Consider the following 12,754-nt stretch of genomic DNA (forward strand, 5'->3'; position numbering starts at 1 on the left):
ACTGTTGTCCCCATCTTTGCGGCAGGTTGTCTACGCGTTACTCACCCGTTTGCCACTCGACTCATTTTCAACACTCAATGCTCAATCATCCTGCATCCCTAAGTTAATCACTTATTATAAGTGTGGTGATGGCTTCGCCATCACGACGCTCAAAAAGATACATCATTAAGCATTCAGTGTTGAAAACTCGTCTCGTTCGACTTGCATGTGTTAAGCACGCCGCCAGCGTTCGTCCTGAGCCAGGATCAAACTCTCCAATAAATTATATTGAAGAACTCAATCAAGCTCTCAATTATTCTATGGTTCACAAATTACTGAAGTAATTTGCGTAAGCGACTCACAAGCAATTAAAATTGCTGTTCGCTGCTTAAAAGAAATTGCCGATTGCTATGTTGTTCATACCAATCGATGTTTTTTATTATGAAACCGAAGTTTCATCAAACATCTGGCTTGAATCATTTTGCATGATTCATTCTGCATTGTTTAGTTTTCAGAGAACAATCTTGTCATCTTTCGTTCCAGCAATAAGTGCTGTGCGCTGATGACTTGTATTATATTACACGTCTTCAGCGCACTTGTCAACACCTATTTTAAACTTTTTATATATTTTTTTAGTTTTACCAGATTTCTTTCATCAGCGGGCGATATGCCTCATTAAGGAAGTTGATCAACACATCAAACATACCGTAGATTTCATCACCCAAACCGGCAAAATCGTCACCCGGCGTCAACAGGCAAACGTCAAGGATCAATGAACCCGCTGCATCAAAATACAATTTGAATGGTTTGTATTTGAGATTCTGCTCATTAGCCAAACGCAAAACAGCCAGTTCATTCTCTTCCGTTCTTGCCTGCGGCGAGATCTGCACGCGGATCATCGAAAAGACACTGTCATCTAAAAGCACCAGTGTCGGCAGCTGCTGCCCCTCGATCAGGACATGCGAACGGAATACCACCGTATGCTGAGCATCCTCTTTGACTTCTTCCACCTGGAACACTGCCTGTTTGTTCTCATCCTCTGCCAAGTACTGTTTAAAAGCTTCTGCCTTCTTATTCATCTTATCCTCCTTCATTTCAATCCTGAAAAATATTCTGCTTCACACACTATACTAGAATTCTTCATAAATGCCCATACTCCTTTTTTTCTCTTGGCAGGAATTTTCTCCCGCCATCGCGAATTCTATCTCGAATCACTAAGTACGCTTTTGTCTATTGTCTGTTTTCATACTTTCAGGTGGTACATAATGATAGATAAGAATCGACGAACACTTTCCCATAGTCTCATGCTTTGTTTGTTCTGCTTGTTCACTACACTGGTCATCCAAGCAGCGACGACCTATGCCTTATACCGGAGCGCACTTTCCTTTCAGCAGGCCTATATCCAGCACACAGTCGACAACATCCTGCTGAATATCGACGTCCTGCGTGACAACATCAAAAAACGCCACGCAGCAAAGAACCAGCCTGTTACCGATGAGGAAATCCGTAACGAGGTGGAAGATATCCTGCGCAGCGTATTCTACGAAGCCAGCAATGAAGACGGCAGCTATGTCTGGATCAACGAGGTCATCGATTACGCTGGCGGCGACAACTACGCCCGCCGCTTGATACATCCAAACCTGCGCGACACCGAGGGCATATGGCTCTCCACCAAGACGCCCGATGCCGAGGGGAATCTCCCCTACCTCACCGAGCTCGAGGGCGTCCGCGACCACGGTTCGCTGTTCTACAGCTACTATTTCAAAGATCTCGGTGCCGATACGATATCGCAGAAGCTCAGCTATGCCCGGCTATATCCTGACTACAACTGGATCGTCTGCATGGGGATTCCCTATCATGCAGTCTGGGAAAACATCTACACAGGCTCTACCAAGCTGAAGATCATCATGCTCTGCGGCTATCTGTTTTCCCTCTTCGGCATCATCGCCACCGCACTTTATGCCCTGCGTCTCTATCGCCAGCAGCATCGTCTCCAGCAGGATGAACTCAATATCTTGCAGCATGCTATTGCCACCGATAGCCTCACCCAGGCCCGCAGCCGTCATTACGGAGCCGAACGTTTGAAAGAACTTTTCTCTATCTACCACCACAACGGATCAAATACGATAATCGCAATGTTCGATATCGATCATTTCAAGACCGTCAACGATACCTACGGCCATGACTTTGGCGACATCGTCCTGCGCGATACCGTCCAGCAGATCAAGCAAAACGTCCGGCAAGAGGATTGTCTCATCCGCTGGGGCGGCGATGAATTTATCCTGATCCTTTCAATGATGACACATACGGAACTTGAGCATCATCTGCAACGTCTCAACACCTGCATACGCACACATAGTTTCATCACGCCTGACGGTGCAAAGCATCCAGTCACGATTTCGCTGGGCGCAACCTGTTTCCAGAAAGATGACACCTCTTCCGATGATGTGATAAAGCGCGTAGACCACGCACTCTATCAAGCAAAAAAGATCCGCGATACCTTTTGTATCAGCGATTCCTTTTGAATATCCGTTTTCATGATAAAAACAGCCGGGCAGCTGCAAAAGCACTGTCCGGCTGTTTCTTCATTCTATCATTCAACTTTGACTTGCAGCCACAAACTCGTATATAGCTTGTCGAGCTCTTTCCCCAAATAGCTATAAGTTTCCTGTCCATGGTAGACTTCCTCCGGCGGAAATGCCACCTCCAGGTATCCTTCCATGTCTTCGTTTTCTTCTTCCTGTTCCCGTACCGCAAGATTTGGTGTGGAATAGCCCAAGCTCTCAAAATTCTTGGCCGCAATATCCGGACGGCAGATGAAATCAATGAACTTGTGAGCATTTTCCACATGCCGCGCATTCTTGGGGATGACCCAGGAATCGATGAAGAGGTTCGTCCCCTCTTTGGGTGCCGGGCAGAACCGCAGATCCGGATTGGCTTTCATCAGATTGATGGCCTCCCCCGAGAAAATGACCCCGAGAGCCGCCTCCCCGGAGCTCAGCTTGTCACGGATATCATCGACACCATACGCCTGCACCAGCGGTTTCTGCGCGATAAGCATATCCCGCGCTGCCTGCAGCTGCTGCGGATCCTTCGTATTCATCGAATGCCCCTGCAAGCGCAGCGGAATCATGAACGCGTCGCGGGCAGAATCCTGCATGAGTATCTCGCCCTTGTACTTGGGATTCCAAAGGATCGACCAGCTGTCAACGGGTTCATCGACCATGCGGATATTGTACATGATGCCGACAGTTCCCCAGCAATAGGGAACATTATGGATATGTCCCTTATCGAAGGCCTCCGACTGGCGGAAGAAATCCTCGCCTATATACTCCGTGGCATTCGGCAGCTGGCTGAAATCCAAAGGCTGCAGCAGATTGTTCTCGATAAGCTTCTGGATCATATAATCCGACGGACAGAGCACATCGTAGTTCTCTGCCCCCTCAGCTACCCGCGGATACATGCTCTCATTCGTGTCGAACTCATCGAGGATCACATGGATCCCCGTCTCCTCCTCGAACTGCTCCAGCACCTCCGGCGAGAGATAGTCGCCCCAGCTGTATACATAGAGGACATCATCGCCCTCCTCCTGCTCCTCGGCAAACATGTCACAGCCAGCCAGAAGCATGCTTGCGCCAAACAGCGCGACCAGCAGCAGGCTGCGCCAATACTTCGTCATACGCCCGCCTCCCTTTTCTCAGCCTTGCGATACCGGCGGATCATGCGGTAATTGAACAACAGCAAGGTAACCAGCACGATGACCGCCACAAAGAACAAGGTCGACAGGGCATACATCTCCGGATGGATGCCGAGCTTGATCTCCGCATAGATTTCCGTCGTCAATGTTTCGATGCCCGCTCCCTTGGTGAAATACGTGACGATGAAGTCGTCCGCCGACATCGCAAAGGACAGCAGGAAAGCCGCCATGATGCCAGGCCTCAACTCCGGCAGGATGACCTTGCGGAAAGCCTGCAGCGGTGTAGCTCCCAGATCCAGAGCCGCCTCATAACAAACACGATCCATGCTGAGTACCTGCGGCAGGATGCAGAGCATCGCATAAGGAAGATTGATGACCACATGCGCCATGAGTATCGTATCATAGCCAAGGCGCAGGCCAAGGCCCAAGAACAACAACATGAGGGATATACCCGTGACGATATCCGCATTGAGCAGCGGGATGTTTGCCAGCCCGCGGAAGAAAATACGGCCGTGGCTCCCCATGCGGCGCAGGCCCAAAGCTGTCACCAAAGCCAGCAGGGTGGCCAGCGACGCCGACAGCACACCGATGGACAGGGTATTCAAGAAGGCATTCACGATGTCCTTGTTCGCAAATAGGGCGATATACCAATCCCAGGTAAAGCCTGTCCAATGGCCACGATAGCGGCTGGCGTTGAAGGACTGGGCGATCAGCACGGCAATCGGCGCATACATGAACAGGACAACCAGTCCCAGATAGAGCTTCTTCCCTTTCGCCATCATGCCTTCACCTTCTTTCGCTGGTCTTCCGTATCCGTAAAGGCCTCAAGCAGGATATTCAGGATGATGAAGACCATCAGGACCATCGACAGTGCACTGCCGAGCTGCCAATCGTAAGCAGCCGTGAACTCCTGCTCGATGATATTGCCCACGAGCAGGATCTTGTTGCCGCCCAGCAAGGCACTTATCACAAACGTCGTAAGCGCAGGGATGAATACCATCGTACAGCCGCTCACGATTCCCGGCATAGATAACGGCAGCATGACATGACGGAATGTCTGCCAGCGATTTGCGCCCAAATCCCAAGCCGCTTCAATGACGCTGTGATCAATGCGCGAAATCGCCACATAGAGCGGCAGCACCATGTACGGCAGGAAATTGTAGACCATGCCGATGACAATGGCCAGCGGCGTATTGATAATCGTCATATCGGGCAGGCCGCAGAAACGCAAAAACATATTGAGAATCCCGTTCTTTTCAAGGATGGTCTGCCAGGCCATCGTCGTCAGCAGGGAATTCATCCACAGGGGCAGCAGGAACAGCAGGAAGATCATGATTCCCTTCATCCGCCGCAATTGCTGCAAGATCAAGCAAAGCGGATAAGCCATGACCAGGCAGATCACCGTGCTGATCAAGGCCAGCTCCGCCGATAAGCCCAGCGCCTTCAGATATTCCCACTGCAAGACCACCTGCAGATTCGCCAGCGTGAAAACACCCGCCTCATCCGTCAGTCCATGCCAGAGCACGAAAAAGAGTGGCAGGATGATGAACAGCGCCGCCCAGATGCCAAACGGCACAGTGAACAAACGCTGCAAGGATTTGGAATTATTCATCAGACACGGCCTCCTCATCTTCCGAGGCCGGTTTCGCCATGATCTGGATATTAGCCGGAGCCAAGCGGATGCCGACCTCCGCCCCCTGCTCGTGACCGGTGATGGTCTGCACGAGCCAGGAGAAGCCGCCCGCCTCGATCGTGATGTCGTAGACAGTGCCCTTGAACACCACCTGGCGGATGATTCCGCGGAACTGCCCGTCTGCCGGTGCACAGATCTGGATGTCCTCCGGACGGATCTGCACATCGACCGGCACATTCTCGCCAAAGCCCGTATTGATGCAGGGGATATCCTTGCCGAGCAGATGCACGAGCTTATCGCGCACCATGACACCGTCGATGATATTGCTGTCACCGATGAAGTCCGCCACAAAGGCGTTCTCCGGCTCGTTGTAGACGCTCTCCGGCGTACCGATCTGCTGGATCCAGCCCTGGTTCATGACCACGACAGTATCGGACATCGACAAAGCCTCCTGCTGGTCGTGCGTGACAAAGATGAACGTGATGCCGAGCTCTTTCTTGAGCTTGACGATCTCACGCTGCATATTCTGGCGCAGCTTGAGATCGAGCGCAGAAAACGGCTCATCCAGCAAAAGCACCTTCGGCTCGTTGACCACAGCCCGCGCTATGGCAATGCGCTGCTGCTGGCCCCCTGACATCTGCGTGACCCGCGCGTGCTCATAGCCGTCAAGATTGACAAGTTTCAGTGCGTATTTTATCTTATCCTTGATGTAGCTGGCACTCTTGCCCTTGAGCTTGAGGCCGAAGGCGATATTTTCCGCTACATCCATATGGGAAAACAGCGAATACTTCTGAAAGACCGTGTTGACCTGACGCTTCTCCGGCTGCAGCCGCGTGATGTCCTGTCCATCGAACAGGATGCGGCCACTGTCCGGCGTCTCAAAGCCGCCGATCATGCGCAGGATTGTCGTCTTGCCACAGCCTGACGGCCCCAACAAGGTAAGGAATTCGTTCTCATGTACCGTGAGATTGAGATCTTCCAGGATCTGCCGGTCTTCATAAGATTTATTGATATGTTCAAGTTTCAGTAATTCTCTTGCCAATTCTTCTCATTTACCCTCCTGTACTGCCAAAAGTGAACGCCTTCTATTTTATCACGAAACCGTTCAATACAAAAGAATCTTTTCCGACGAAAAAAATCCCGTCCGTATCCACGATACGAACGGGATTCTATGCTTGACCGGTCAAAAGGTTTGACCCGTCAGATTACTCAACCGTAACCGATTTTGCAAGGTTGCGCGGTTTATCAACATCACAGCCGCGCGTAATAGCGGCATAATAAGCCAGGAGCTGCAGCGGTACGACCGTGAGGATCGGGATCAGGAGCTCATCCGTCTCCGGAACCTTCATGACATGATCGACATACTTCTCGAGCTCCTCGTCCCCCTCGGCAGCGATACCGATGACGACAGCATCACGGGCTTTGACCTCTTTGATGTTCGACAGCGTCTTCTCATAAACGCTCTTCTGCGTAGCCAGCGCAATGACCGGTACACCTTCGACAATCAGGGCCAGCGTGCCGTGCTTGAGCTCACCAGCTGCATAAGCCTCGGCATGGATGTAGGAGATTTCCTTGAGCTTCAGCGACCCCTCGAGGGCTACATCGTAGTCAAGGGAACGGCCGATATAGAAGACATCTTCGTTGAAGCCATACTGTTTCGCAAAGGTCTTGATTGGCTCGACATCCTCCAGCGTGCGGCTGACCTGCGTCGGAATCTGATGGAGCATATCGATGAGTTCAGCTACGCGCTCCGGCTTCAGCGTCTGTTTGATCTGGGCCATGTAAAGCGCCAGCATGAAGAACAGGACGATCTGCGTCGTATAAGCCTTGGTCGAAGCAACGGCGATCTCCGGGCCAGCCCAGGTGTAGAGCACCTGATCTGCCTCGCGGGCAATCGACGAACCGACAACATTCGTAAGTGCCAGCGTCTTCGCCCCCAAGCGTTTGGATTCCTTCATAGCAGCGAGCGTATCGCTCGTCTCGCCCGACTGAGAAACTGCAATGAACAGCGTGTTCTCATCGACGATCGGCTCACGATAACGGAACTCCGAAGCCACATCGACTTCGACAACCGTACGGGCAAGTTTCTCGATATAATATTTACCTACCAGGCCAGCATGATAAGCCGTGCCGCAGGCAACGATATAAATCTTGTTGAACGAGTTCAGATAGTCAGCGTCCCATTTGAGCTCATCCATGATGATGCTCTTGCCGTCTTTGGCAATGCGCTGGCTCATGGTGTCACGGACAGCCTTCGGCTGCTCGTGGATCTCCTTGAGCATGAAGTGCTCATAGCCGCCCTTCTCAGCAGCTTCGGCATTCCAGTTGACCTCGAAGACTTTCTTGGTCACCGGCTCACCCTGACGGTTGGAGATCTTGATGGAATCCTTCGTGAGGACAGCCATCTCACCGTCGTTGAGGATGTAAGTACGGCGCGTGTACTGGATGATAGCCGGGATATCCGAAGCGATGAAGTTCTCGCCCTCGCCCAGACCGATAACCAGCGGGTTATCCTGCTTGGCGCAGATCAGCATCCCCGGATGCTTGCTGCTCATGAATACGAGGGAGTACGAACCCTCGATGCGGCGCAGTACCTCGCGTACAGACGAAACGAAGTCGCCATTATAGACCTCTTCGATGAGATGCGCAACGACTTCCGTATCCGTCTCGGACTTGAAGACATGGCCCTTCTCGATAAGATCTTCCTTGAGTGTCAGGTAGTTCTCGATGATGCCGTTATGGACGACAACGAAATCACCCGAGCAGTCCGTATGCGGATGGGAGTTGCGATCCGACGGACGGCCATGGGTAGCCCAACGGGTATGACCGATACCCATAACGCCCTGCGGCATATCGTCCTTGATCTTGTCCTTCAAGGACGCCAGGCGGCCGACGCTCTTCTCGACACGGATGCTCTCGCCATTGAACACAGCGATGCCAGCCGAGTCGTAACCACGATACTCCAGCTTGGCAAGACCATCGAGCAAGAAGCTTGCTGCCTGCTTGTCACCGACATAACCTACGATACCACACATAATAGTACCTCCTATGAAATTGTACTATTCCTGTTGTGTCCTCCATCCGCTCTTCCCCCAGGCTCACACCTGGGCTTTAACAGATCTCTATCGACCGGACCGGCCGGAAGGCATCCGCTGACTGTTCGACAACCTTCTCCTCGTCTTCTCCTAAGCAAACCGTCCGCTTAGGAGAACTTGCGCTAGGAATCATTTTCCTTTCATTACACCAGAACAACAGGATATTCTTTTCTGGATTTTCCTCTATTTTTGTGCATCGATGAATTTATCAATGCTCGCTTATTATAACCAATCCGCCTATATAAGTCAATACTTTGCCCCGAGTACTTCCGCAAGGATGTCCCTTTGGGCAAGGGACATCCCTTGAGAAGTCATTCAGGTCGCCAGCACTACCTGGTCTTTTTCGTTATGCTTCGCTGCATACAGCGCTTTATCCAACCGCTGATAGAAATCCTGGAAATCATCCTCTGTAAAGATCTGACCGGCACCAATGCTGACTGTTATGCAGCCACTATCTGGCAGTACAGGCGTCTGTTGCAGGGACGCCCGGATGCGATTCCCTACCTGCACGGCATAATCCGCCTCAGCATCAGGCAGCAAGACCAGGAATTCATCACCACCCCAGCGTCCGACGAAATCATGGCCGCGCACGCAGCCCCGCAATACCTCTGCCAGGCTTACCAGCACATGATCACCCACATCATGACCATACGAATCATTGATTTTCTTGAAATTATCGATATCGAGCAGAAGGCCGGAAAAAACGCGCTGCCGCTTCGTCCAGTGCTGAACCAGTTCCTGCAGATGATGTTCCACTTCCCCGCGATTCAGCAGCTGTGTAAGCCGATCCATGCTGGCAAGCGCCTGCAGTTTCTTGTTCGCCGTAGCAAGTTTCGCATTGGCCTCAGCCAACTGAGCCGCCAGTCTTTCCTGCTCCTGTGAACTTACGGTGACAAAATGGGCCAGGCGATGAACCATCGACAAATACTCCTGGAAATCCTGATTTTCCAGGGCATCAACAGCAGGAGTCTCTGCCTGCACAGACCGATTGCCTTCACGGAAGGCCACAGCCACAAACGTGATGGTCAGCGTATTGATATTGCTGCCCTGCCGCAGATATTCGCCATAGGTATAACAGACAGATACCGGAGCAATTTTCCGATACCATTCTATTTCTGGTTTCTCCGCCTCTCCGACATAGAAATGGCGGCCAATACAGCTGATCAACACGATTCCTTCCGGCTGGAACGATTGGATCTTGCGGCTCATGTGCAGCGCCTGATTGATGATTGTTTGCGGATCGCCGTAGGAAAGGCGCACCTTCTCCCCTGCCTGCAGGTCAGCCGCAAAAGTCAGGGCATCATCTTCGGTCCGCCCCATCGGCGGCCGTGCCAGCAGGTTGCCATCCCGCTCGACCAGCAGTGGGAACTCTGAAACATTGAAACTCCGAAACTCCTCACGAGTAACACCCAAATATTTCTCATAAACCAGCGCCGCAGGCTTATGATCAAGCTCAGCTATGGTGTAGTCATCGATCATCTTCGTGATCGTCATCGTCTTCCCCAACGGCCGCCAGCCCATACTGTCAGCCACCAGCAGCTGGAGCCGACAGCTGCTGAAAGCAACCACTAAGATTCCCTGACTGACAATGCCATCAGCAGAAAAGATAAATGGCACTTCTCCTTTCACTGCTGCATATGCACCACCGCCAAAAACAGGCACATCATGGACTTTATGCGCCAGCGCCTTCAAAAAGGGACGAACGTCTACAGAACGTGCTGTAATCAACAGTTCCAATCCTGCCAGATGCTGCGTTTCCTGGCAGCATTCGGCAAGCTCCAGCCCCACCTTCCGCTGCCACGCATGCTCCACCTCCTGCTCACCTCGCGAAAATGCATGGATCTTTACCTGCGTGTCTTGAAACACCATGATGCAGAGCTGGGTTCTCCGCTTTTCCCATTCCTCAATGAGTGGCAGCTCCGACGTAACCGTCCCCACCACTTTTGCCAGCGGGATAGCAGCTGAAATCTGCTCCACCATGGAACTGACGATAGACTGCTCACTGATACAAGTAAACACCTGTACCAAGATATCCGAATACTTCTGCGGGCATTTCGCCTGAAAATCCTTTAAGGCCTCATCAAGGCCTGTCAGGCCATGAAAATCATACGAAAACTGTTTCATACAAGCACCTTCTTCCTATTGCGTAATCTATGAGTCATCTCTATTATAACTTTTTGGCAAAAAGAAAAACAGACTATGAATCACATTAATCCATAGTCTGTTCCCTATCAAATCACATATACACGCTGTGATCTATATTACATCATGCCTGGCATCCCCATGCCCGGTGCAGCTGCCGGAGCAGCCGGTTTCTCTTCCGGTTTGTCAGCGACGAGAGTCTCCGTCGTGAGGACCATGGAAGCAATCGAAGCAGCATTCTGCAGAGCAGAACGCGTAACCTTAGCCGGATCGACAATACCAGCTTTGATCATGTCAACATACTCGTTCTTCAGTGCGTTGAAACCGATGCCGTCGCCAGCTTTCTTGACGTTCTCGACAACGACCGAGCCCTCGAGGCCTGCGTTGTTGGCAATCTGGCGAACCGGCTCTTCGATGGCACGGCGAACGATGTTCACGCCGACTTTCTCATCACCCTCGACCTGGATCTTATCCAGTGCCGGCAGGATATCGATGAAGGTCGTGCCGCCACCTGCGACGATACCTTCCTCAACTGCAGCGCGCGTAGCGTTGAGTGCATCCTCGATGCGGTATTTCTGGTCTTTCATCTCAACTTCCGTTGCAGCGCCGATTTCGATGACAGCTACGCCGCCAGCGAGTTTAGCCAGACGCTCCTGGAGTTTCTCTTTATCGAAGTCAGACGTCGTCTCAGCAATCTGTTTCTTGATCTGAGCAACGCGAGCAGCGATAGCATCCTTATCGCCAACGCCATCAACAATCGTCGTCTCCTCTTTCGTGGAGCGGATCTGACGAGCACGGCCCAGGTCCTCAAGCGTAACGCTGTCGAGCTTGCGGCCGAGTTCCTCGCTGATGACATTACCGCCCGTCAGGATAGCGATATCCTCGAGCATAGCCTTGCGGCGGTCACCAAAGCCCGGAGCTTTGACAGCCAGTGCTTTGAACGTGCCGCGGAGCTTATTGACAACAATCGTCGTCAGAGCTTCACCGTCAACATCCTCAGCGATGATAGCAAGCTGTTTGCCCTGTTTCACAACCTGCTCGAGAATCGGCAGGATATCAGCGATAGCGGAAATCTTGCGGTCCGTGATGAGGATATACGGATCGTCAAGGATTGCTTCCATCTTGTCCGTATCCGTTACGAGGTACGGGGAGATATAGCCGCGGTCGAACTGCATGCCCTCAACAACGGAAAGGTTCGTCGTCATGGACTTGGACTCCTCAACCGTGATAACGCCGTCCTTGCCGACCTTCTCCATAGCCTCAGCAATCAGCTCGCCCGTCTCTTCGTTAGCCGAAGAAATGGAAGCGACCTGAGCGATATCAGCCTTGCCATCAACCTTCTTAGCCTTCGTCTTGATTTCCTCGACGAGAGCTTTGACCGCCGTATCGATACCCTTCTTGATGATCATCGGGTTAGCACCTGCAACAACGTTGCGCATGCCTTCCTGAATCATAGCCTGAGCCAACAGCGTTGCCGTCGTCGTACCATCACCAGCGATATCGTTGGTCTTCGTAGCAACTTCTTTGACAAGCTGTGCGCCCATGTTCTCGAACGGATCCTCGAGCTCGATGTCGCGGGCAATCGTCACACCATCGTTCGTAATCGTCGGTGCGCCAAATTTTTTCTGCAGAACAACGTTGCGGCCTTTCGGTCCAAGCGTAACTTTTACGGCGTTAGCCAGTGCATCAACACCGCGGCCCAGTGCGCGGCGTGCATCTTCATCAAACAGAATCTGTTTAGCCATTTATATTACCTCCAAAAAGTCTATCTTACAGTACAGCCAGGATGTCGCTCTCGCGGACAATCAGGTACTCTTTGTCGTCAACCTTGACTTCCGAGCCGGAATATTTGGAGAAGACAACAACGTCGCCAGCTTTGACTTCCATAGCAGCGCGCTCACCATTCTCGAGCAGCTTGCCAGTGCCTACAGCAACAACCGTTCCCTTCTGCGGCTTCTCTTTGGCCGTATCCGGCAGTACAATGCCGCTGGCGGTCTTTACATCGCCCTCAGAAACTTCAATGACAACTCTTTCGCCCAATGGCTTAATCATAGGTATCTTCCTCCTATATAATGGAATAACAAAGTTATCTTGTTAGCACTCACTAAACCCGAGTGCTAACTACAATTCTTATAGTAACCGTTCTTAGTCAAAATGTCAATAAGCAAACGAAAAATAGTCAAAAAATCAAAAAGGCCTTCCCGCTTG

General features: G+C 51.7%; 10 protein-coding genes and 1 rRNA gene. 1 reads left to right on the plus strand and 10 read right to left on the minus strand.

Annotated elements, in window-relative coordinates:
* A 16S ribosomal RNA gene (locus tag FZ041_RS08485) occupies positions 1-261 on the minus strand; the annotation flags it as partial.
* Positions 262-617: 356 nt separating this feature from the next.
* The gene (locus FZ041_RS08490; RefSeq protein ID WP_149189272.1) at positions 618-1,058 is read right to left on the minus strand and encodes a hypothetical protein; all 441 of its coding nucleotides are present in this window, start codon (positions 1,056-1,058) and stop codon (positions 618-620) included.
* A 186-nt stretch (positions 1,059-1,244) separates the two neighbouring features.
* Between FZ041_RS08490 and FZ041_RS08495 the strand changes: the two genes are divergently transcribed.
* Complete coding sequence (locus FZ041_RS08495; RefSeq protein ID WP_187626349.1) at positions 1,245-2,504, plus strand: sensor domain-containing diguanylate cyclase; 1,260 nt, start codon at positions 1,245-1,247, stop codon at positions 2,502-2,504.
* A gap of 68 nt (positions 2,505-2,572) precedes the next feature.
* Here the strand turns inward: FZ041_RS08495 and FZ041_RS08500 are convergent, their stop codons facing one another.
* From FZ041_RS08500 to groES, 8 genes are all read right to left on the minus strand, one after another.
* Positions 2,573-3,658, minus strand: a complete 1,086-nt coding sequence (locus FZ041_RS08500; protein ID WP_149189274.1) for an ABC transporter substrate-binding protein — start codon at positions 3,656-3,658, stop codon at positions 2,573-2,575.
* Positions 3,655-4,458, minus strand: coding sequence for an ABC transporter permease (locus tag FZ041_RS08505; protein ID WP_255449317.1), 804 nt, complete (start codon positions 4,456-4,458; stop codon positions 3,655-3,657). The genes FZ041_RS08500 and FZ041_RS08505 overlap by 4 nt, the downstream gene beginning before the upstream one ends.
* Complete coding sequence (locus FZ041_RS08510) at positions 4,455-5,288, minus strand: ABC transporter permease (protein WP_075444515.1); 834 nt, start codon at positions 5,286-5,288, stop codon at positions 4,455-4,457. The genes FZ041_RS08505 and FZ041_RS08510 overlap by 4 nt, the downstream gene beginning before the upstream one ends.
* The gene (locus FZ041_RS08515) at positions 5,281-6,351 is read right to left on the minus strand and encodes an ABC transporter ATP-binding protein (protein ID WP_075444513.1); all 1,071 of its coding nucleotides are present in this window, start codon (positions 6,349-6,351) and stop codon (positions 5,281-5,283) included. Before FZ041_RS08515 ends, FZ041_RS08510 begins: the two co-directional genes overlap by 8 nt.
* Positions 6,352-6,514: 163 nt before the next feature.
* Positions 6,515-8,344, minus strand: a complete 1,830-nt coding sequence (gene glmS, locus FZ041_RS08520) for a glutamine--fructose-6-phosphate transaminase (isomerizing) (protein ID WP_149189275.1) — start codon at positions 8,342-8,344, stop codon at positions 6,515-6,517.
* A gap of 375 nt (positions 8,345-8,719) precedes the next feature.
* Entirely contained in the window at positions 8,720-10,528 is a 1,809-nt protein-coding gene (locus FZ041_RS08525; protein WP_149189276.1) for a sensor domain-containing diguanylate cyclase, read from the minus strand.
* Positions 10,529-10,665: 137 nt separating this feature from the next.
* On the minus strand, positions 10,666-12,291 hold the full coding sequence (gene groL, locus FZ041_RS08530; protein WP_149189277.1) for a chaperonin GroEL: 1,626 nt from the start codon (positions 12,289-12,291) through the stop codon (positions 10,666-10,668).
* 25 nt (positions 12,292-12,316) lie between these two features.
* The gene (groES, locus tag FZ041_RS08535) at positions 12,317-12,598 is read right to left on the minus strand and encodes a co-chaperone GroES (RefSeq protein WP_075430000.1); all 282 of its coding nucleotides are present in this window, start codon (positions 12,596-12,598) and stop codon (positions 12,317-12,319) included.
* Positions 12,599-12,754: the final 156 nt, after the last annotated feature.

The sequence above is a fragment of the Pseudoselenomonas caprae genome (genome assembly GCF_008271345.1).
Classification (GTDB): Bacteria; Bacillota; Negativicutes; order Selenomonadales; family Selenomonadaceae; genus Selenomonas_A; species Selenomonas_A caprae.

What these genes read in the sequence shown, in the direction of transcription:
- FZ041_RS08505 (WP_255449317.1), bottom strand. Translation starts at nt 4,458, where the DNA reads ATGATGGCGAAAGGGAAGAAGCTCTATCTGGGACTGGTTGTCCTGTTC.
- FZ041_RS08525 (WP_149189276.1), bottom strand. Translation starts at nt 10,528, where the DNA reads ATGAAACAGTTTTCGTATGATTTTCATGGCCTGACAGGCCTTGATGAG.
- FZ041_RS08510 (WP_075444515.1), bottom strand. Translation starts at nt 5,288, where the DNA reads ATGAATAATTCCAAATCCTTGCAGCGTTTGTTCACTGTGCCGTTTGGC.
- groES (WP_075430000.1), bottom strand. Translation starts at nt 12,598, where the DNA reads ATGATTAAGCCATTGGGCGAAAGAGTTGTCATTGAAGTTTCTGAGGGC.
- groL (WP_149189277.1), bottom strand. Translation starts at nt 12,291, where the DNA reads ATGGCTAAACAGATTCTGTTTGATGAAGATGCACGCCGCGCACTGGGC.
- FZ041_RS08490 (WP_149189272.1), bottom strand. Translation starts at nt 1,058, where the DNA reads ATGAATAAGAAGGCAGAAGCTTTTAAACAGTACTTGGCAGAGGATGAG.
- FZ041_RS08500 (WP_149189274.1), bottom strand. Translation starts at nt 3,658, where the DNA reads ATGACGAAGTATTGGCGCAGCCTGCTGCTGGTCGCGCTGTTTGGCGCA.
- glmS (WP_149189275.1), bottom strand. Translation starts at nt 8,344, where the DNA reads ATGTGTGGTATCGTAGGTTATGTCGGTGACAAGCAGGCAGCAAGCTTC.
- FZ041_RS08495 (WP_187626349.1), top strand. Translation starts at nt 1,245, where the DNA reads ATGATAGATAAGAATCGACGAACACTTTCCCATAGTCTCATGCTTTGT.